Raw genomic sequence first — 18,603 nt, forward strand, 5'->3', positions numbered from 1 at the left:
CTCCCCTCTCCCGCTTGCGGGAGAGGGGCCAGGGGAGAGGGCGATGGGGCGTTACTGGCCGAGTTGGCGTGGCTGCCAATCCTTGATCACCAGGGTGATTTCCAGATCCTGGCCGTACAGCTTCAAGCGTTCAGGAAGGGCGTAGCCATTCTGCTCGGCGTAGCGCTGGTACTCGACCTGCCAACCGTCCTGTTCCAGGCGCGCCAGGTGGCTGTCGCTGTCGAGAGTGATGCGGCTGCGGCTGTCCGGCGCGGGGAGGCCGCGAATCCACCAGAGCAGGTTGGACACTGGCAGGTCGAGGCGCAGTTGTTCACGCAGCAGCGCTTCCGGGGACTCGGCCTGGTAGCGGCCGCGGTTGGAGACTTCCAGCAGGATGTCGCCGGGGCGGCCGGTCAGGCGTGCGGCGCCGCCACCGAGTGGGCCGGAAAGGCGGATGTCGTAGTAGTCCTGGCGCTGCAGCCAGAACAGCGTCGCGCTGCCGGAGTCGCGCGGGGCGCGAATGCCGATCTTGCCGTTGATCTGCCAGCCGTCGAGCTGGGCGATCTGTTTCTTGTGGGCCTGCCAGTCGGCAGGGTTGCCCTGGCCTTCCACCGCTTCGCGCGAGGTGAGGCCTGCGCAGCCGGCGAGCAGGGCGATAAGGCTGAATACGAGCAGGTGACGAAGCATCAAAGGGTCTCGGAACCGGTCAGGCGCAACAGGGTGTCGCGCAGGATTGGGCTGTCGGGCGCATCGGCGAAGGCGTCGCGCCAGACGCGCTTGGCTTCACGCTGTTTGCCCTGGGCCCAGAGCACTTCGCCCAGGTGTGCGGCGACTTCGTGGTCGGGGAAGCGCTCCAGGGCAAGGCGCAGCAGGCGTTCGGCCTCGTCGAGGTTGCCCAGGCGGTAATTCACCCAGCCGAGGCTGTCGAGAATGGCCGGGTCTTCCGGGTTGAGCTGGTGCGCTTTCTCGATCAGGTCGCGGGCTTCTTCGTAGCGGGTGGTGCGATCGGCCAGGGTATAGCCGAGGGCGTTGAGGGCCATGGCGTGTTCCGGCTCGCGCTTGATGATGTAGCGCAGGTCGGTTTCCAGTTGGGCCAGGTCGCCACGCTTTTCCGCCAGCATGGCACGGGTATAGAGCAGGTTCAGGTCGTTGGGGAACTGTTCCAGGCCCTGGTTGATCGTGTTCCAGGCGGCTTCGACCTGGCTGCGGTTGCTCAGCCCTTCGGCTTCGATCAGGTACAGCTGGATGGCGTAGTCGGGCTGGGCGTCGCGGGCCTGGGCCAGGCGTGCGCTGGCTTCTTCGTCGCGGTGCTGGTCGAACAGCAACGCGGCCTGGCGTTGCTGAGCCGGCAGGTAGTCGTTGCTCGGGCCAACCAGGCTGTATTCCTGCAGAGCGCTGTCGATGTCGTCCAGCGCCTCGTAGGCGCGGCCCAGGTTGTAGTGGGCGGCGTCGACATGGCTGCGTCGTTCGACCAGTTCTTGCAGGTAAACGATGGCCTCTTCCCAGGCCTCGGCCTCCAGGCACACCAGTGCCAGGGAGAAGCGCAGGTCATCGTCGTTGGGGTTTTCCTGCACCAGCTTGGAGAACTCGCCCTTGGCATCGTCCAGGCGATCCTGCTCGACCAGCAGGCGGGCGTAGGTCAGGCGCAGGCGTTTGTCGTCCGGATTCTGGCGAATGCCTTTTTGCAGCAGCGGCAGCGCTTCGTTACCGCGGCCGAGGCTTTGCAGCAGGCGAGCGCGCAGCAGGATCGGCGAAACCTCGGTCTGGCTGGCCGGTTGATCCTCCAGCAACTTCAAGGCTTCCTCGGTGCGACCGTCCTGCTGCAGGAGGATGGCCTTGCCGAACAGCAGCTGGCTGTTGTCCGGGTTCTTGCTCAACAGGCGGTCGAAGCCTTGCAGCAGGCCGGCGCGGGTGTCCGGGTCGGTTTCCGCGGCAGACAGGGCGAGGAAGTCGAAATGGGTGTCGCCCTGACGTTGCAGCACCTGTTCCATGTAGGTCATGGATTCGTCATAGCGGCCGGCGCGTGCCAGTTGCACGGCGGCGGCGCGCTGCGCGTCGATGTTGTTCGGCGCGTTCTTGGCCCAGATCAGCGCGCTGTCCAACGCTGGCTGTTCGGCACCCAGGTATTCGGCAATGCGGAAGGCGCGCTCGGCAACGCCGGCGTCGCCCGTGATCTGCGCTTGCTGCACGTAGTTGCCGAGGGCAATGTCGAAGCGATTGCGCTGGCCGGCCAATTCGGCGGTGAGCAGGGCGAACAGGGTTTCCTGGCTGAACGAGCCGTATTCACTCGGTTCCAGCTGGGTGGTCTGGTCGGCTTCCTGTACCGGTGGCGTGCCGTCTGGCTCGCTGGGGGCGAAGGTTTGGCAGCCGCTGAGAAGGGCAATTGCAGTGACTAACGCGAGGGGTCTGTTCATAGTGCCTTGTCGTGCGTTATTCCGGGGCGACGGCCGTGCTGGCTCGTGCCCTGCGACGTTCGCGGCATCATGACACAAGCCTCGGGGCAAGCCCACTGGCCTGGACGATGCGGCGAACTGTCTATTGGGACAATCGGTCGCGGGAGTTGTTCTCTCGGAAGCGAAGTAGGACAATTGTCGGCTTCCGTATTGCCCCTCAGCGACCCTGCATGGCCTTTATCGCCCTCGGTATCAACCACAAGACCGCCTCGGTAGAGGTGCGCGAGCGCGTTGCCTTCACCCCGGAGCAACTGGTCGAGGCTCTGCAGCAGCTGTGTCGGCTGACGCCCAGCCGCGAGGCGGCGATCCTCTCCACCTGCAACCGCAGCGAGTTGTACCTGGAGCAGGATCAGCTGAGCAGCGACGAAGTGCTGCAGTGGCTGGCCGACTACCACCGCCTGAGCGTCGACGAACTGCGTGCCTGTGCCTACGTGCACAGCGAGGACGAGGCGGTACGCCATATGATGCGCGTGGCCTGCGGGCTGGATTCGATGGTGCTGGGCGAGCCGCAGATTCTCGGCCAGCTCAAGTCCGCCTATGCTGTGGCGCGCGAGGCCGGCACCGTCGGGCCGCTGCTCGGCCGGTTGTTCCAGGCCACCTTCAGCACAGCCAAGACCGTGCGCACCGATACCGCCATCGGTGAGAACCCGGTGTCCGTGGCCTTCGCCGCTGTCAGCCTGGCCAAGCAGATCTTCGCCGACCTGCACCGCAGCCAGGCGCTGCTGATCGGCGCTGGCGAGACCATCAGCCTGGTGGCGCGCCATCTGCACGACCAGGGGATCAAGCGCATCGTCGTCGCCAACCGTACTCTGGAGCGTGCCAGCCAGTTGGCCGAGCAATTCGGCGCGCACGCGGTGCTGCTGTCGGACATTCCCGAAGAGCTGGCGCACAGCGATATCGTCATCAGCTCCACGGCCAGCCAACTGCCGATCCTCGGCAAGGGCGCGGTGGAAAGTGCGCTGAAAAAACGCAAGCACAAGCCGATTTTCATGGTCGACATCGCCGTGCCGCGCGATATCGAGTCGCAGGTCGGCGAGCTGGACGACGTCTACCTCTACACCGTCGATGACCTGCACGAAGTCATTGAGGAAAACCTCAAGAGCCGCCAGGGCGCGGCGCAGGCCGCCGAGGAACTGGTGGCCGCCGGCACCGACGATTTCATGCAGCGCCTGCGCGAGCTGGCCGCTGTGGATGTGCTCAGGGCCTATCGCCAGCAGGCCGAGCGTCTGCGTGACGAGGAACTGGCCAAGGCGCAGCGCATGCTGGCCAACGGCAGCAACCCTGAAGACGTGCTGGCGCAACTGGCGCGCGGCCTGACCAACAAGCTGCTGCATGCTCCCAGCGTGCGCATGAAGAAACTCACCGCCGAGGGGCGCATCGATGCGCTCAGCCTGGCTCAGGAATTGTTCGCCCTCGACGAGAGCGCGCCGCAGGACAAAGGTCTGCAATGAAAGCTTCACTGTTGAACAAGCTCGACAACCTCAGCGATCGCTTCGAGGAGTTGACGGCGCTGCTCGGCGACGCCGAGGTGATTTCCAAGCAGACCCAGTTCCGTGCCTACTCCAAGGAATACGCCGAGATCGAGCCGGTGATCGCCACCTTCCGCGAGCTGCGCAAGGTGCAGAGCGACCTCGAAGGCGCCCAGGCGCTGCTCAAGGACAGCGATCCGGATCTGCGTGAGATGGCCGAGGAAGAGGTAGCCCAGGCCAAGGAGGCACTGGTCGACCTGGAAGACCGTCTGCAGCGCATGTTGCTGCCGAAAGACCCCAATGACGGGCGCAACGTCTACCTGGAGGTGCGCGCCGGCACCGGTGGCGACGAGGCAGCGATCTTCTCTGGCGACCTGTTCCGCATGTATTCGCGCTACGCCGAGAAGCAGGGCTGGCGGGTGGAGGTGCTGTCGGCCAACGAAGGCGAGCACGGCGGCTTCAAGGAAGTGATCGCCCGCGTCGAAGGCGACAATGTCTACGCCAAGCTCAAGTTCGAGTCCGGCGCGCACCGCGTACAGCGCGTGCCGGAAACCGAGTCGCAGGGCCGCATCCATACCTCGGCCTGCACCGTGGCGGTGTTACCGGAGCCGGACGAGCAGGCGGCCATCGAGATCAACCCGGCCGATCTGCGTGTGGATACCTACCGCAGCTCCGGCGCTGGTGGTCAGCACGTCAATACCACCGATTCGGCGATCCGCATCACCCACATTCCTACCGGCACGGTGGTGGAATGCCAGGAAGAGCGCTCGCAGCACAAGAACCGCGCCAAGGCCATGGCCTGGCTGGCGGCCAAGCTGCAGGATCAGCAGGAAGCGGCGGCGCACAAGGAAATCTCCGAAACGCGCAAGCTGCTGGTGGGCTCCGGCGACCGTTCCGAGCGTATCCGTACCTACAATTTTCCGCAGGGCCGGGTGACCGACCATCGCATCAACCTGACCCTCTATTCGCTGAACGAAGTGATGGCAGGTGGCGTGGAGGCGGTGATCGAACCGCTGCTGGCCGAATACCAGGCCGATCAGTTGGCGGCACTGGGCGACTGAGTTTCGCTTGAGGTCATTGCGGTGCGCATGGCGCACCCTACGCCGCGTATACCGTAGGGTGCGCCGTGCGCACCATAACCGTAGCCCGGATGCAGTCCGGGGACATACTTCCCGGATTGCATCCGGGCTACGAGAGAAATATGGCCACCATCGAATCCCTGCTCACTACCGCTGATCTGCCCGACTCGCCGACGCCGCGGCTGGACGCCGAGTTGCTGTTGGCGGCCGCGCTGGGCAAACCACGTAGCTATTTACGCACTTGGCCGGAGCGTGAGCTGGACGCAGCTCAGCAGGCGCAATTCAACGCGTTCATGCAGCGCCGTCGAAGCGGCGAGCCGGTGGCCTACATCCTTGGGCGCCAGGGCTTCTGGAGCCTCGATCTGGAAGTAGCGCCGCACACCCTGATCCCACGTCCGGATACCGAGCTGCTGGTGGAAGCCGCGCTCGAACGGCTACCCGCCGCACCGCTGGCGGTGCTCGACCTGGGCACCGGTACTGGTGCCATTGCCCTGGCCCTGGCCAGCGAGCGCCCAGCCTGGCAAGTAACGGGTGTGGATCGTGTCGAGGATGCCGTAGCGCTGGCCGAGCGCAATCGCCAGCGCCTGAACCTGGGCAACGCCAGCTTCGTGCAGAGCCACTGGTTCTCTGCGTTGGCCGGACAGCGTTACGGCCTGATCCTGAGCAACCCACCTTATATCCGCGCCGATGATCATCATCTCGACCAGGGCGACGTGCGCTTCGAGCCGAGTAGCGCGCTGGTAGCCGGCAGCGACGGGCTGGACGACATTCGTGCGATCATCCAGGCCGCGCCGCAGCATTTGCTGGAGGGTGGCTGGTTGCTGTTGGAACATGGCTTCGACCAGGCCTCTGACGTGCGCGCGCTGCTTGCTGCCGAAGGCTTCGTCGAGGTGCACAGCCGGCGTGACCTAGCCGGTCACGAGCGCATCAGTTTGGGACGTTTCGACCGTGAGTGATCAGATGCTGAGCGATGATGAGCTGCTGCGCTATAGCCGGCAGATTCTGCTGAAACAGATCGATGTGGAAGGGCAACTGCGCCTCAAGCAGGGTCGTGTGCTGATCGTCGGCATGGGCGGGCTGGGCTCGCCAGTGGCCCTGTACCTGGCCGCTGCCGGGGTCGGCGAGTTGCACCTGGCCGACTTCGATACGGTGGATTTGACCAACCTGCAGCGGCAGATTGCCCACGACACCGCCAGCATCGGCCAGGCCAAGGTGGATTCGGCCATGGCGCGCCTGGCAGCGATCAACCCACAGATCAGCCTGGTGCCGCATCGCCAGGCACTGGACGCCGACTCGCTGGCGGCTGCCGTGAGCGGTGTCGATCTGGTACTGGACTGCTCTGACAATTTCGCCACGCGTGAGGCTGTCAACGCGGCCTGCGTCGCGGGCGGCAAGCCGCTGGTTTCTGGCGCGGCGATTCGCCTGGAAGGCCAGCTGTCGGTGTTCGATCCACGTAACGCCGCCAGCCCCTGCTATCACTGCCTTTATGGTCACGGCAGCGAAGCCGAGCTGACCTGCAGCGAAGCCGGCGTGGTCGGTCCGCTGGTGGGGCTGGTCGGCAGCCTGCAGGCACTGGAGGCACTCAAGCTGTTGGCCGGTTTCGGTGAGCCGCTGGTGGGCCGCCTGTTGCTGATCGATGCGCTGGGCACGCGTTTTCGCGAGCTGCGGGTCAAGCGCGACCCGGCCTGCGGTGTCTGCGGCGATGCCCAGTAACGCGCCGATTGGCGTTTTCGACTCCGGCGTCGGCGGCCTGTCGGTGCTGCGCGAGATTCGTCAGCTGTTGCCGAACGAGTCGCTGCTTTACGTCGCCGACAGCGGCCATGTGCCCTATGGCGAGAAGAGCCCCGAGTACATTCGCGAACGCTGCGTGGTGATCATCGAGCACCTGCTGGCGCAGGGCGCCAAGGCGCTGGTGCTGGCCTGCAATACCGCCACGGCGGCAGCCGGCGCTGAGCTACGCGCGCGTTATCCGCATCTACCTATCGTCGGCATGGAGCCGGCCGTGAAGCCAGCAGCGGCTGCGACGCGCAGTGGTGTGGTCGGTGTGCTGGCTACTACCGGCACGCTCAAGAGTGCCAAGTTCGCCGCTTTGCTCGATCGTTTCGCCAATGACGTGCGGGTGATCACGCAGCCCTGTCCGGGGTTGGTGGAATGCATCGAGGCAGGCGAGCTGCAGGCGCCAGCCACACGGGCGTTGCTGCAAGGCTATGTCTCGCCGTTGCTGGCCGAAGGCTGCGACACGCTGATCCTAGGCTGTACGCACTATCCATTCCTGCGTCCGTTGCTGCACGAACTCGTGCCGGAGTCGGTGACCCTGATCGACACAGGCGCGGCAGTCGCACGACAACTGCAACGGTTATTGATCCAGGACGGTCTGCTGGCGACCGCATCCGTGCAACCGACCCGTTACTGGAGCAGTGGCGAGACTGCGCAACTTTGCCGAGTATTGCCGATTTTGCTGGGTGAACAGGCCGAAGTTCTTTCGCTATAGTGAGTTTTTTGCGTATCAGGCTTTCCCTGATACCGAATATTTCTATATTTTTGTAGCGAGCCTGATAAAAATCTCCCGCCAATTAAGGAAGAACTCATGAAGAAGTTGTGTGCCTTAGCTGCAGCTGCGACGTTGTCATTCGCGGTGATTGGATCTGCGCAAGCTGCGGACGTGACCGCAGCCATTGGTCAGAGTGGCGACTCCACCATGGTTTACCGTCTGGGCGCGCAGTGGGACTGGAATACCAGCTGGCTGCAGAGCAGTGTTGGTCGCCTGACCGGCTATTGGGATCTGGGTTACACCTACTGGGATGGCGACAAGACTGCGAGCAACCACAGCCTGTCGTTCGCTCCGGTGTTCGTCTATGAGTTTGCTGGCGAGACCGTGCGCCCCTACATCGAGGCCGGTATCGGTGTGGCGGCGTTCGCCAGCACCGAGCTGGAAGACAATCGCCTGGGGTCGTCCTTCCAGTTCGAAGACCGCATTGGCGTTGGCCTGCGCTTTTCCGGTCAGGAAATCGGTCTGCGCGCGCTCCACTACTCCAACGCCGGTATCAAGCAGCCTAACGATGGCGTCGAAGCCTATACGCTGCACTACCGCATGAGCTTCTGAGACCTGTTCACGATCTGCTTCAGCCCACCGAATCGAAAGGTTGTTTCGGCAGCGCTACAACGAAATCGCCCCTCTAGATGAGGGGCGATTTCGTTTCAGGTGTGGCTCAGATCATCGGATCCCAGCGCTGCGACCAATCGGTATCTTCGGCGACGGTTTCGCGCAGCAGTTCGAAAGCCTGCTGCAGTACGACAGAGTCGCGCTCGCGGGAATACACCAGGTAGGTCGGGTAGTTGAATTCCGGCGCACGCGGCACACGCTTGAGCACCTTCTTGTCCAGGTAACTCTGCACCACCCGCGTGCGGAAGTAGCCGGAGCCGCCATGTTCGAGGATGTACTGCAAGGCCAGCGGGCCAAGGTTGAAGGACACCGGCGCCTTGGCCTGATCCGGTAGCGCTCTGTCGTGTTGCAGGCGGAAGGCCTCGCCCCAGTCGACGTATACGTAGGGCTCGGCCTTTTTCGCGCGCACCAGAATCAGTTTTTCCTCCAGCAGCTGTTCTACCTGCATACCCGGCCAGTAGGTCGGCTGGTAGACCAGGGCGGCATCCAGCACGCCCAGCTCCAGTTGGCGCAGCAGTTCCTGGCCATCGCCGATATGAGTGTGCACGGCGTACTGATCGATATTGGCGCGGATGCGGCTGACCCAGTGCAGCATCAACGGATTGCACAGGCTGATCTCACCACCGATACGCAGCACGTTGTGGTAGCCGTCCGGCAGCGGCAGTTCGCGCTGCGCCGCTTCCCAGGTCTGCAGGATCTGGTTGGCGTAGGAGACGAAAGCCTCGCCGTCCGCTGTCAACTTGGCACCGGCGCGGTTACGCACGAACAGCGTGCAATTGAGGTGGCCCTCCAGCTTCTGGACACGCGCGGTGATGGCCGTCTGGGTGACATGCAGGCGTTCGGCGGCGGCGATGAAACTGCCGCTGCGAACGATTTCCAGAAAGGTGCGGGTGAGATCGATGTCCATGTCGCGTTGATGCTCCGGGAGCGGGCAGAGGCTGCAGTTTACGGGCTGTGGTGATTAGTCGAAATGGGCCAGGAGCTCTCGTTGCAGGGCTGCGATCAGATCCGTCTGGGTGATGATCCCCACCAGCTTGTTGTTCTCCAGCACCGGCAGACAATGCAGGCCGCGGTCGGACAGTACGTCGATCAGATCGGCGACGTGCGTATCGACAGTGGTACAGCGCACCGGGCTGCTCATCAGCTCGCCCAGGCGCGGCCGTGGCTTGCGCTCGAACAGGCCGAAGCGCCTGGCTGGGCGGCTATGCAGGGGCGCGACCAGATCGCTCAGGCTGACGATACCGACCAGTTGCCGATTGCGGTCAAGAATCGGCAGTGCCTTGAGGTGATGGTGGCGCAGCAGGTGCAGCCCCTGCTTGATGCTGGTGTTCGGCGCGGCGCAGACCAGGTCACGGGACATCACCTGGCCGGCGCAGATGCCGCCCATGCTGCGGCGCAGCGCGTAGCGCTCGGTATTTTTCACGATCAGCTCCAGATCCTCGCGGGTCACGTCGACGAAGGCGCCGAGTTCGTCGAGGGCCTGGTCGAGGTCGGTGCCGCGAATGCCCATACGCTCGCCTGGGGACGGGTCGCCAGTGTGATGTGCATCGGGCGCTGCTGCACTTTGGCGTGGGTAGCGCCTGCCGGTGAGGTTGTTGTAGAGCAGTGCGCAACCGAGCAGGGCCAGTGCGGCGATCACCACCGTCAGGGCTGGATACCAGTTGGGCACCCCCGGAATCATCGGCGCGAACACCACGCAGAAGGCGATGGCACCGCCTGGTGGATGGAGACAGCGTAGCGGGCACATCAGCAGCAAGCTCAGGCCTATCGCCAGCGCGGCGCCGAGCAGGCTGTGATCGAGCAAGTGGCCGACCAGCACGCCGACCAGCGTGGCACACAGGTAGCTGCCGAGAATCGACCAGGGCTGCGCCAGTGCGCCGGAGGACACGGCGAACAGCAATACCGCCGAAGCGGCCAGCGGCCCGGAGAAATGCACGGCCAACTGCAGGCCGAAGAGCTGGCTGCACAACCAGGTGGCGAAGGTAAACCCCAGGCTGGCGCCGAGTGCCGCACGCAGCCATTCCCGTGAGCGTGTGTGCGGAGCCTCAGGAAGAAAAGCGCGGCACCATTGGTGCAGGCGTGATGATGTGTTCATGGTGTCCGGAAGAAAAAAGAAGGCTCCTCACTGTTGAAGAGCCGACAAAGTGCCGCAGGCGGCACATCGGGACGCCCATCCCTGGGCGAAGGACGTTCAGGCGAGCAGGTGATCCTTGGCCGAGTGTTCGTCGAGTGGCTGTGTGATCAGGCAAGCGAACAGGGAGGTGAGGGTGAGGCGGCGGACGAGCTGATCATTGTCATCGTCGGGGCAGTCGCAAGGTGAGCCATCGTGATTCCGTTTTGCTGAGAATTTCAGGCATGTCCCTTCCATCGCTCGGCGCTGGCGCTTCGCCTGGCTGTGAACGTGCGGATCGATTCGCTGAAGGAAGCACCGAAATTGTGCGTGATGACGATGGGGGCGACTAATTAATAATAAAGACGTTTGTATTCTATTTTTTTGATATCAAATGCCGCCTGGCGTGCTTGGATGCACTGTCCTGGGGCTTTGTTCGAGTGGCGGTGAGCCTTGGAGAGCGGTGAACTAACGCAGAGTCGCTCGTTGATATTCGTTAAATTGCACTATCTGATCATTAAGATTCATATGTGCAATTTCACTGCGTATAGGCGGTGGCGATGCCGCGTCGTTCTTCCAGGCATTCGGCGGCGCCCAGTTCGAACTCACGGCAGATCAGTGGGCGCTGGGCGTAGATGGTGCAGCGCATGCTGTCGCGATCCAGCGCTATGCACCACCCATCGTCCAGGCGGCGCATCACTTCGCCGCCCCAGTCGTCAGTCTCGATATAGCGTTGTGGCACGCCGGTATCACCGATCAGCATGACTTCCAGCTGGCAGCAGCAGGCCGCGCAGGTGCTGCAGCTGACGCTGGGCTCGCTCGGCAATTGGCGGAGGGGGATGGTGTCATTCATGGGCGCACAGTCTACGTGAGACGGGCGCCTTGCAGGTGTGGCTTCGTCGTCCTGGGGGTGTCACTGCAGGCGCTGTCGCTGTTGGTACTGAAGGCGGTAGAGCCTGGCGAAACCGTGCAACACCGGAAGTACCATGGCCCAGATTATCGCCAGCAGCCCCAGTGTCGTGACGTTGCCCAGTGGCAGTTGTACACCGCCCAGTTGCGCGCCCGCGTAATAGGCCATGGGCCCGCCGATGGCACCGAGCAGGCTGGCGCGCCACCAGGGTTGCGCGCTCCAGGCCAGGCAGTGATTGAGGGTTGTGCCCAGGAGCAGCCATAGCGACGCCAGCCACAGGGGGATCAGCGTGCGCGGCTCGCCGAAATCGAAGACGCCCAGATGCAGCAGGAAGCTATCCACCGCACAGCCGAACAGGAAAATGCTGAGCAGCAACTTGCCCTCTGCTGCCCAACTGCTTACCCAGAACAGGTGCACGGCCAGCGCGACTGCCACGACCAGCAACCAGGGCCCGTCGCCGCCGAGCACGCAGGCGAACCAGCCGAGCTGGAAGAGGATGGCATTGGCGAGCAGTCTGGGCATTGCGGCTTCCCTGTGGATGATCCAGGCGGCGCAGTCTAGGGCACTGAATCCCTCAGGCCAACGTCGAAGGCTGTACATAATGTGGCAGCGGCCTGGCGCCGGCCTTGGCCAGCAGCAGTTGCGCGGTGCCGATGGTGCGCTCGAGGAAGCCGCCCTCGCAGTAACACAGGTAGAACTCCCACAGCCGGTAGAAGTAGTCGTCGTAGCCCAGTTGCTCCAGGCGCTGGCGGGCCTGGCGCAGGTTGTCGTGCCACAGGCGCAGGGTACGCGCGTAGTGCAGGCCGAAATCTTCCATGTGGTGCAGGTTGAGATCGGTATGGCGGCTCACCACTTCCAGCATCTTGTGTACCGAGGGCAGGGCGCCGCCGGGGAAGATGTAGCGCTGGATGAAATCGACCGACTGGCAAGCCTGCTCGTAACGCTGGTCACGAATGGTGATGGCTTGCAGCAGCATCAGTCCTTCGGGCTTGAGCAGGCGTGCGCACTGCTCGAAGTAGGTGGGCAGGAAACGGTGGCCGACGGCTTCGATCATCTCGATAGAGACCAGCTTGTCGTACTGGCCATTGAGGTCGCGGTAGTCCTCCAGCAGCAGGGTGATGCGATCTGCCAGGCCCAGCTCACGGATGCGTCGCTCGGTGTAGGCGTATTGCTCACGCGACAGAGTGGTGGTGGTGACCCGGCAGCCGTAATGGGTCGCGGCGTAGATGGCCATGCTGCCCCAGCCGGTACCGATTTCCAGCAGGTGATCGGACGGCTGCAGCGCGAGTTTCTCGCAGATGCGTTCGAGCTTGTTGAGCTGCGCCTGTTCCAGGCTGTCGTTGTCACGCAGGAACATCGCTGCGGAGTACATCATGGTCGGATCGAGAAACTGCTCGAACAGGTCGTTGCCCAGGTCATAGTGCGCCGCGATATTGCGCCTCGAGCCCTGGCGGGTGTTGCGGTTGAGCCAGTGCAGGCCCTGGATCAACGGCCGGCCCAGGCGTGCCAGGCCACCTTCCATGGCGTCGAGTACGTCGAGGTTGGCGACGAAGATACGGATTACCGCGGTGAGATCAGGCGTGCTCCAGTAGCCATGGATATAGGCTTCGCCTGCGCCGATCGAGCCGTTACCGGCAACCAGGCCCCAGACGGCCGGATCGCTGACCTTGATTTCGGCGCGCAGGTCGCTCTGTGGTTGGCCGAAATGCAGAGTGTCGTTGCCTTCCTGAATCAGCAGCAGGCCGTGTTGCAGGTTTTCCAGCTGGCGCAGCACGGCGCGTCGCAGCAGGCCGGCACCAATGCCGTTGCCGCTGCGTACCAGGCTTCTGGTGGAGGTCAGGCTAGAGCTTTTCATGGGGCATGTCCTTCACGTGCGGGCGGGCAACACTGAAGCTGCCTTGCGCGGGGCTGTGGTCGAAAATCGGTATACGTTTGAGCAGCAGGCGCAGGGCCTGCCAGTAGATGGCGGCAAGGGTCTTGCCGGTCATCCAGGGGAAGGTCAGCAGGTAGCGGTGCAGGTTGGCGCGGGTCAGCGGTTGACGGTGCAGGCTGAGGCTGGCGTCGAACACCTTGTTTTCGCCCTGCCAGTCGGCCATGTGGATGCCCAGACGTTCCCCTACCGGGCTGAAGCTCATGCGGTACTCCAGCTCTCGCGGCAGGAACGGCGAAACGTGGAAGGCCTTGTCGACACGAACCTGATGACGGCCTTCGCCGCTGGCGGGCAGCACGTAGTGATAACGCTGGCGCCAGGGGGTATTGCTGACTTCGCAGAGAATCGCCATGAGCGTCTCGCTTTCGTCGAAGCAGTAGAAGAAACTCGCCGGATTGAACGCCAGGCCCCAACTGCGCGGTTGCGTCAGCAGGCAGATGCGACCCATTGGCCGCGAGCCCAGCGCCTCTTCCACGCGGTTGCGTACTGCCTCATGCAGCGGCGTGCCCTGGCGGGTGTGCTCGGGCAGGTAGTCGGTTTCGCGAAAGGCGAATGGCGCCCAGCGGCCGTTGCCGGCCAGCGGCGACAGGGCGAACAGCTGCGCTTGTTCGCTCAGGTCGAGGTACAGCAGACCCATGCGGTAGCGAAAGGCATGCGCGCGCGGGGCGAAGCGACGATGCTGCACCCAGCCGCTATACAGGGCGCTGTGCATTACAGCGTTTCCCCGAAAGCGCGGGCCACGCGCAGCGCACTGACCACGCCGTCTTCGTGGAAGCCATTGGCCCAGTAAGCGCCGCAGAAGTAGCTGTGTTGGGCACCGAGCAATTCTTCCCAGCGCGCCTGTGCAGCGGTACCTGCCAGGCTGTATTGCGGGTGGGCGTACTGAAAGCGTGCGAGGATTCTTGTCGGGTCGATGGCGGCAGTCTGGTTGAGGCTGATGCAGAAGGTGGTGTCGCTTTCTATGCCCTGCAGGATGTTCATGTTGTAGGTGACGGCAGCCAACTGATCGCTCGGCCCACCCAGGCGATAGTTCCAGCTGGCCCAGGCCAGCTTGCGCTTGGGCAACAGGCGGGTGTCGGTGTGCAGCACCACGTCGTTGTTGGCGTAGGGCAGGGCGCCGAGGATTTCCCATTCCTGCTGGCTGGCCTGATCCAGCAGGGCCAGGGCCTGGTCGCTGTGGCAGGCGAATACCACCTTGTCGAAGCGCTCCTGGCCGGCGGCGCTGTGCAGGGTGACGCCGTCCTGGTCGCGCACGACGCGGCTGACCGGGCAGTTGAGGCGGATGCGCTCGGCGAAGCTGGCGGTCAAGGGGGCCACGTAGCTGCGCGAGCCGCCTTCGATCACCTGCCATTGGGGACGGTCGCTGACCGACAGCAGGCCGTGGTTCTTGCAGAAGCGCACGAAGAACTGCAGCGGGAAGGCGAGCATGTCGGCCAGCGACATCGACCAGATGGCTGAGCCCATGGGCACGATGTAGTGTTCGATGAAGCGCTGGCCATAGCCGTTGCGCTCGAGGTACTCGCCGAGTGTCGTCTCGCTGTCGATGCGGCCATTGGCCAGGTCTTCCTGGGATTGGCGATTGAAGCGCAGGATGTCGCGCAGCATGCCCCAGAACGCCGGCGACAGCAGGTTACGGCGCTGGGCGAACAGGGTGTTGAGGTCGTGGCCGTTGTACTCCACGCCGGTGCGCGGGTCGCTGACCGAGAAGCTCATTTCGGCGGGCTTGAAACCGACGCCGATCTGCTCCAGCAGGCGGATGAAGTTGGGGTAGGTCCAGTCGTTGAATACGATGAAGCCGGTATCGACCGCGTACTCGCGGCCGTTCACCGTGACGTCGACGGTGTGGGTATGGCCGCCGATCCAGTCGCTGGCCTCGAACACCTGGATATCGTGCTGGCGATTGAGCAAATAGGCGCAGGTCAGACCGGCGATACCGCTGCCGATGATGGCGATTCTCATGCGTGTTCCTCGTTACGCGCCAGGCGGCGACCAATGGCCAGTTGCAGGCGGCTGGGCAGGCTGCCGAGCAGCTTCAGTACGGCGATGAAAGGGGTAGGAAAAGCGATCTCGTGCGGACGCTTGTCCAGACGCTCGGCGATGTGCTGCGCGGCGCGTTCGACTGGCCAGCGCATGGGCATCGGGAAGTCGTTTTTCTGCGTCAGCGGCGTATCGACGAAGCCGGGGCTGACCAGGGTGACGTCGATGCCTTCGCTGGCCAGGTCGATGCGCAACGTCTGCATCAGGTAGCGCATGGCAGCCTTGGAGGCGCCGTAGGCCTCGGCGCGTGGCAGCGGCAGAAAGGTCACCGAACTGCCGACACCGACCAGATGCGGACGATTGCCACGACGCAGCAATGGCAGCGCCGCTTCGATGCAATGGCTGGCAGAGAACAGGTTGGCGCGGACCACGCGCTCGATCATGGCCGCCTCGAACTGGCGTACATCGACGTACTCGCAGGTGCCGGCATTGAGAATCGCGCAATCCAGCGCCCCCCACTGCTGGGCGATACGTTCACCGATGGCCCGTACCTGAGCGGGGTCTGTCAGATCGCCTGGCGCGACCAGCACCTGATCACCGTAGCGGGTGGCGAAATCCTGCAGTGGGCCGCTGCTGCGGGCGCTAAGAGCCAGCCGATGTCCATCGCGTAGCAGCCGTTCTGCCAGTGCCGCGCCAATACCGCTGCTGGCGCCTGTAAGCCAGATACGTTTCATGCCAGCCTCCTTTTCAGCCAGGCGATGACGCCACCGAGCACGGGCAGGTGTTCATATAGCAAAGCACCGGCATCGAAGTAGTCGCGGTGCTGGTAAACCTTGTCGCGCCAGAGCAGGTGCGAGCAGCCTTCGACGGTAATCTCGGCGCCGCCACGCAGACGCGGGTGGCGATAGCGCATGCTCCAGCGCAGGTAGCCTTCGCAGGCCTCGACCCGGTCGAAACCGTGAAATTCGAAATGCAGTGCCTCGACGTTGGCGTACAGCTCGGCGAAGTAATCCTGCATGGCCGTCAGTCCATGCACTTCATGCAGGGGGTCGCGGAATACCACATCGTCGCTGTATAGCTCACTCAACAGATGCAGGTTGTCCTTGTTCAGCATGGCAAAGCGTTCGGCGAAGTGGCGCAGGAAATCGCTCATGCTGGAACCTCCGGGTTGACGAGGTTCTTGAAGGCAGCCAAAGCGCGCTCGCGCGAGCGCGCCAGGTCGACGATCGGACGCGGATAACCGGCTGGCGCGAACAGCCCGCCGAGCGTTGATGGATCATGGATATCGCGCTTGTTCAGGCCTGCCAGTTCCGGCACCCAGTGGCGGATGAAGCGCCCCTCGGGGTCGAATTTCTGTGACTGGCTGATCGGGTTGAAGATGCGGAAGTAGGGCGCGGCATCGGTTCCGGTGGAGGCGCTCCATTGCCAGCCGCCGTTGTTCGCGGCCAGGTCACCGTCGATCAGATGGCGCATGAAGAAGCGCTCGCCTTCACGCCAGTCGATCAGCAGGTTCTTGGTCAGGAACATGGCGACGACCATGCGCAGGCGATTGTGCATCCAGCCGGTCTCGCGCAGTTGGCGCATGGCGGCATCGATGATCGGCAGGCCGGTGCGGCCTTCCTGCCAGGCGGCCAGTTCTTCCGGGGCATGGCGCCACGGTACGGCTTCGGTTTCCAGGCGGAAGGCGCGATGCCGGGAGACGCGCGGATAGCCGACCAGGATGTGCTTGTAGAACTCGCGCCAGAGCAGTTCGTTTATCCAGGTGATGACGCCGGGATTGCCACTGTCGAACTCGCCCTGGTTGGCAGCCAGTGCTGCATGCAGGCACTGGCGTGGCGACAGTACGCCAGCAGCGAGATAAGCCGACAGTTGGCTGGTACCAGGAAGGGCAGGGAAGTCGCGCTCGTTCTGGTAGTAGGCGATCTGCTCATCGGTGAAACGCGCCAGGCGCTGCTGAGCGGCTTGTTCGCCAGCCGGCCAGAGTGCCTGCAGCTCGGTGCTGGGCGTTTCGAAACCGTCCACCGCCTGCGGCAGCGGATCGGCGGCCAGCGCCTGTGGCGTCTGCGCACGCGGGCTTGCGAGTGGGCTGGGCAGGGCGCTGTGCAAGCGCTCGTAGCAGACCTTGCGGAACTGACTGTAGACCTGGAAATAACTGCCGGATCGAGTCAGCACACTACCCGGCTGGAAGAACAGCTGATCGAGATGGTTATGCCAGGCAATCGCCTGCTGGCCGAGGTAGGCCTCCACACGATAGTCACGCTGGCTCTCGTTGATACCGTATTCGTCGTTGACGTGCACGGCGCAGATGTTGTGCTGGTGGCAGATTTCGGCGATCACGCCAGGTGCCTGCTCCCAGCTGTCACAGTGCCGCACCAGCAAGGGAACGTTGAGTTCAGCCAGGCCCCGGCTGAGCTGCTCCAGGTTGCGCAGCCAGAAGTCCACCTTGCACGCGGCATCGTCATGGCGCCGCCATTGGCCGGGCGTGATCAGATACAGGGCGATGGTTGCACCGCTGTTCATGGCACGAGTCAGGGCGGTGTTGTCCTGGATCCGCAGGTCACTGCGGAACCACATCAGTTGCTGCATGGGGTTACCTCTTGGGCGCCGAGCAGGCCGTGGCTGAGCAGCCAGGCATGCGCGGCGAGCGGGTCGGTCGCCGAGTGCAGGCCGGCCAGCGCGTCGCGGTGAATGTGGGCAGCCGGGCCGGCGATCAGTAGCGGTACCGGGGATTGCTCGGCCAGGCGCGGCAGATGCCGGCGCAGCAGGGTGTTGTCCAGGGCCTGATCGGCGTATAGCAGCAGGGCGCGCGGGGCTACATGCTCCAGGGCGGTGAGCAATTCATGGGGCGGTAGCGGCCAGTCGAACACCTCCACCGGGCAGTCGCTGGCGCTGGCCAGCCAGGCGCTCAGCCACAGGCCGGGCTCCATGGGCGCCTCGCCGAGATTGATCAGCAGCAATGGCGCGCCTCCAACCTGGCGATTGCTGTGGTAAACGCGAGTGGCCAGTTTGCTGCGCAGCCAGGAGAAGAAGAACACCTGCTCCAGGCGGGCGCCGAACTGCCCTTGCCAACGTTGATCGAGCTCGCCGAGCAGGGGCCAGAGCAGTTGCTCGACCAGGGTGCTGGCGGGATACAGCGTCAGGCTGGCATTGAAGCGATCATCCAGACGTCGCTCGTTGAGCGCGGTGATGCAGTCGAGCAGTTCGGCCCGCAGGCACGACCAGTTGTCGCTGCTCGCGGGTTGCGGTGCCTGGTTATGGTCGAGCAGCGCCTTGACCTGGCCAACGGCGACGCCGCGGGACAGCCAGGCGAGGATGGCTGCGATGCGTTCGAGGTTGGCTGGCGAATACAGGCGATGCCCCTTGGGCGTGCGGTACGGCACGATCAGGCCGTAACGGCGCTCCCAGGCACGCAGGGTCACGGCGTTGATGCCGGTGCTGCGTGCCACTTCGCGAATGGGCAGGAAGCCTTCGTCCAGCGCTTGGCGGTAGTCGTGCCCGACTTCTTCGTCGGCGAGTTGTGCGTTTGTCATCGG

19 protein-coding genes are annotated in these 18,603 nt (G+C 63.8%); 6 read left to right on the plus strand and 13 right to left on the minus strand.

Going from position 1 to position 18,603, the window contains the following annotated elements; all coding sequences use genetic code 11:
* Positions 1-51: 51 nt before the first annotated feature.
* Complete coding sequence (gene lolB / locus C7A17_RS16990; protein WP_106739120.1) at positions 52-669, minus strand: lipoprotein insertase outer membrane protein LolB; 618 nt, start codon at positions 667-669, stop codon at positions 52-54.
* Positions 666-2,393 (minus strand): tetratricopeptide repeat protein, encoded by a 1,728-nt coding sequence (locus tag C7A17_RS16995; RefSeq protein WP_106739121.1) that lies wholly within the window; start codon positions 2,391-2,393, stop codon positions 666-668. The genes lolB and C7A17_RS16995 overlap by 4 nt, the downstream gene beginning before the upstream one ends.
* 209 nt (positions 2,394-2,602) lie before the next feature.
* Here C7A17_RS16995 and hemA point away from each other — a divergent pair, with 209 nt between their 5' ends.
* The 6 genes from hemA (at position 2,603) to C7A17_RS17025 (ending at position 8,083) form a co-directional block, all read left to right on the plus strand.
* The gene (gene hemA / locus C7A17_RS17000; RefSeq protein ID WP_106739122.1) at positions 2,603-3,883 is read left to right on the plus strand and encodes a glutamyl-tRNA reductase; all 1,281 of its coding nucleotides are present in this window, start codon (positions 2,603-2,605) and stop codon (positions 3,881-3,883) included.
* A complete protein-coding gene (gene prfA / locus C7A17_RS17005) occupies positions 3,880-4,962 on the plus strand; it encodes a peptide chain release factor 1 (protein ID WP_106739123.1) in 1,083 nt (360 codons plus the stop codon). The genes hemA and prfA overlap by 4 nt, the downstream gene beginning before the upstream one ends.
* A gap of 140 nt (positions 4,963-5,102) precedes the next feature.
* Positions 5,103-5,936 (plus strand): peptide chain release factor N(5)-glutamine methyltransferase, encoded by an 834-nt coding sequence (gene prmC, locus C7A17_RS17010; protein WP_106739124.1) that lies wholly within the window; start codon positions 5,103-5,105, stop codon positions 5,934-5,936.
* 4 nt (positions 5,937-5,940) lie between these two features.
* On the plus strand, positions 5,941-6,693 hold the full coding sequence (locus tag C7A17_RS17015) for a molybdopterin-synthase adenylyltransferase MoeB (RefSeq protein WP_106739125.1): 753 nt from the start codon (positions 5,941-5,943) through the stop codon (positions 6,691-6,693).
* On the plus strand, positions 6,683-7,471 hold the full coding sequence (gene murI / locus C7A17_RS17020; RefSeq protein ID WP_106739126.1) for a glutamate racemase: 789 nt from the start codon (positions 6,683-6,685) through the stop codon (positions 7,469-7,471). Before C7A17_RS17015 ends, murI begins: the two co-directional genes overlap by 11 nt.
* A gap of 96 nt (positions 7,472-7,567) precedes the next feature.
* The gene (locus C7A17_RS17025; RefSeq protein ID WP_106739127.1) at positions 7,568-8,083 is read left to right on the plus strand and encodes an acyloxyacyl hydrolase; all 516 of its coding nucleotides are present in this window, start codon (positions 7,568-7,570) and stop codon (positions 8,081-8,083) included.
* Between the two features lie 106 nt (positions 8,084-8,189).
* Here C7A17_RS17025 and C7A17_RS17030 read toward each other — a convergent pair whose 3' ends face one another.
* The 11 genes from C7A17_RS17030 to C7A17_RS17080 all read right to left on the minus strand — a co-directional run bounded on the left by C7A17_RS17030 (position 8,190) and on the right by C7A17_RS17080 (position 18,600).
* Positions 8,190-9,050 carry a LysR family transcriptional regulator gene (locus C7A17_RS17030; protein ID WP_106739128.1) on the minus strand — a complete coding sequence of 287 codons (861 nt, stop codon included), beginning with the start codon at positions 9,048-9,050 and terminating at the stop codon, positions 8,190-8,192.
* A 54-nt stretch (positions 9,051-9,104) separates the two neighbouring features.
* The gene (locus C7A17_RS17035) at positions 9,105-10,238 is read right to left on the minus strand and encodes an HPP family protein (protein WP_106739129.1); all 1,134 of its coding nucleotides are present in this window, start codon (positions 10,236-10,238) and stop codon (positions 9,105-9,107) included.
* A gap of 553 nt (positions 10,239-10,791) precedes the next feature.
* Entirely contained in the window at positions 10,792-11,106 is a 315-nt protein-coding gene (locus tag C7A17_RS17040) for a YkgJ family cysteine cluster protein (RefSeq protein ID WP_106739130.1), read from the minus strand.
* 60 nt (positions 11,107-11,166) lie between these two features.
* Complete coding sequence (locus C7A17_RS17045; RefSeq protein ID WP_106739131.1) at positions 11,167-11,685, minus strand: DUF2878 domain-containing protein; 519 nt, start codon at positions 11,683-11,685, stop codon at positions 11,167-11,169.
* A gap of 52 nt (positions 11,686-11,737) precedes the next feature.
* The gene (locus C7A17_RS17050) at positions 11,738-13,018 is read right to left on the minus strand and encodes an SAM-dependent methyltransferase (protein WP_106739132.1); all 1,281 of its coding nucleotides are present in this window, start codon (positions 13,016-13,018) and stop codon (positions 11,738-11,740) included.
* Positions 13,005-13,805: a DUF1365 domain-containing protein gene (locus C7A17_RS17055; protein ID WP_106739133.1), complete on the minus strand. Its 801-nt coding sequence runs from the start codon at positions 13,803-13,805 to the stop codon at positions 13,005-13,007. Before C7A17_RS17055 ends, C7A17_RS17050 begins: the two co-directional genes overlap by 14 nt.
* The gene (locus tag C7A17_RS17060; RefSeq protein ID WP_106739134.1) at positions 13,805-15,052 is read right to left on the minus strand and encodes an NAD(P)/FAD-dependent oxidoreductase; all 1,248 of its coding nucleotides are present in this window, start codon (positions 15,050-15,052) and stop codon (positions 13,805-13,807) included. Before C7A17_RS17060 ends, C7A17_RS17055 begins: the two co-directional genes overlap by 1 nt.
* Entirely contained in the window at positions 15,049-15,804 is a 756-nt protein-coding gene (locus C7A17_RS17065; protein ID WP_106739135.1) for an SDR family NAD(P)-dependent oxidoreductase, read from the minus strand. The genes C7A17_RS17060 and C7A17_RS17065 overlap by 4 nt, the downstream gene beginning before the upstream one ends.
* Positions 15,801-16,223 (minus strand): nuclear transport factor 2 family protein, encoded by a 423-nt coding sequence (locus C7A17_RS17070; protein ID WP_106739136.1) that lies wholly within the window; start codon positions 16,221-16,223, stop codon positions 15,801-15,803. Before C7A17_RS17070 ends, C7A17_RS17065 begins: the two co-directional genes overlap by 4 nt.
* Positions 16,220-17,656 carry a deoxyribodipyrimidine photo-lyase gene (gene phrB, locus C7A17_RS17075; protein WP_106739137.1) on the minus strand — a complete coding sequence of 479 codons (1,437 nt, stop codon included), beginning with the start codon at positions 17,654-17,656 and terminating at the stop codon, positions 16,220-16,222. Before phrB ends, C7A17_RS17070 begins: the two co-directional genes overlap by 4 nt.
* On the minus strand, positions 17,644-18,600 hold the full coding sequence (locus C7A17_RS17080) for a MerR family transcriptional regulator (RefSeq protein WP_106739138.1): 957 nt from the start codon (positions 18,598-18,600) through the stop codon (positions 17,644-17,646). Before C7A17_RS17080 ends, phrB begins: the two co-directional genes overlap by 13 nt.
* Positions 18,601-18,603: the final 3 nt, after the last annotated feature.

This window comes from Pseudomonas mendocina (assembly GCF_003008615.1).
Lineage (GTDB): Bacteria > Pseudomonadota > Gammaproteobacteria > Pseudomonadales > Pseudomonadaceae > Aquipseudomonas > Aquipseudomonas mendocina_C.

What these genes read in the sequence shown, in the direction of transcription:
- C7A17_RS16995 (WP_106739121.1), bottom strand. Translation starts at nt 2,393, where the DNA reads ATGAACAGACCCCTCGCGTTAGTCACTGCAATTGCCCTTCTCAGCGGC.
- hemA (WP_106739122.1), top strand. Translation starts at nt 2,603, where the DNA reads ATGGCCTTTATCGCCCTCGGTATCAACCACAAGACCGCCTCGGTAGAG.
- prfA (WP_106739123.1), top strand. Translation starts at nt 3,880, where the DNA reads ATGAAAGCTTCACTGTTGAACAAGCTCGACAACCTCAGCGATCGCTTC.
- prmC (WP_106739124.1), top strand. Translation starts at nt 5,103, where the DNA reads ATGGCCACCATCGAATCCCTGCTCACTACCGCTGATCTGCCCGACTCG.
- C7A17_RS17015 (WP_106739125.1), top strand. Translation starts at nt 5,941, where the DNA reads ATGCTGAGCGATGATGAGCTGCTGCGCTATAGCCGGCAGATTCTGCTG.
- murI (WP_106739126.1), top strand. Translation starts at nt 6,683, where the DNA reads ATGCCCAGTAACGCGCCGATTGGCGTTTTCGACTCCGGCGTCGGCGGC.
- C7A17_RS17025 (WP_106739127.1), top strand. Translation starts at nt 7,568, where the DNA reads ATGAAGAAGTTGTGTGCCTTAGCTGCAGCTGCGACGTTGTCATTCGCG.
- C7A17_RS17030 (WP_106739128.1), bottom strand. Translation starts at nt 9,050, where the DNA reads ATGGACATCGATCTCACCCGCACCTTTCTGGAAATCGTTCGCAGCGGC.
- C7A17_RS17035 (WP_106739129.1), bottom strand. Translation starts at nt 10,238, where the DNA reads ATGAACACATCATCACGCCTGCACCAATGGTGCCGCGCTTTTCTTCCT.
- C7A17_RS17040 (WP_106739130.1), bottom strand. Translation starts at nt 11,106, where the DNA reads ATGAATGACACCATCCCCCTCCGCCAATTGCCGAGCGAGCCCAGCGTC.
- C7A17_RS17045 (WP_106739131.1), bottom strand. Translation starts at nt 11,685, where the DNA reads ATGCCCAGACTGCTCGCCAATGCCATCCTCTTCCAGCTCGGCTGGTTC.
- C7A17_RS17050 (WP_106739132.1), bottom strand. Translation starts at nt 13,018, where the DNA reads ATGAAAAGCTCTAGCCTGACCTCCACCAGAAGCCTGGTACGCAGCGGC.
- C7A17_RS17055 (WP_106739133.1), bottom strand. Translation starts at nt 13,805, where the DNA reads ATGCACAGCGCCCTGTATAGCGGCTGGGTGCAGCATCGTCGCTTCGCC.
- C7A17_RS17060 (WP_106739134.1), bottom strand. Translation starts at nt 15,052, where the DNA reads ATGAGAATCGCCATCATCGGCAGCGGTATCGCCGGTCTGACCTGCGCC.
- C7A17_RS17065 (WP_106739135.1), bottom strand. Translation starts at nt 15,804, where the DNA reads ATGAAACGTATCTGGCTTACAGGCGCCAGCAGCGGTATTGGCGCGGCA.
- C7A17_RS17070 (WP_106739136.1), bottom strand. Translation starts at nt 16,223, where the DNA reads ATGAGCGATTTCCTGCGCCACTTCGCCGAACGCTTTGCCATGCTGAAC.
- phrB (WP_106739137.1), bottom strand. Translation starts at nt 17,656, where the DNA reads ATGCAGCAACTGATGTGGTTCCGCAGTGACCTGCGGATCCAGGACAAC.
- C7A17_RS17080 (WP_106739138.1), bottom strand. Translation starts at nt 18,600, where the DNA reads ATGACAAACGCACAACTCGCCGACGAAGAAGTCGGGCACGACTACCGC.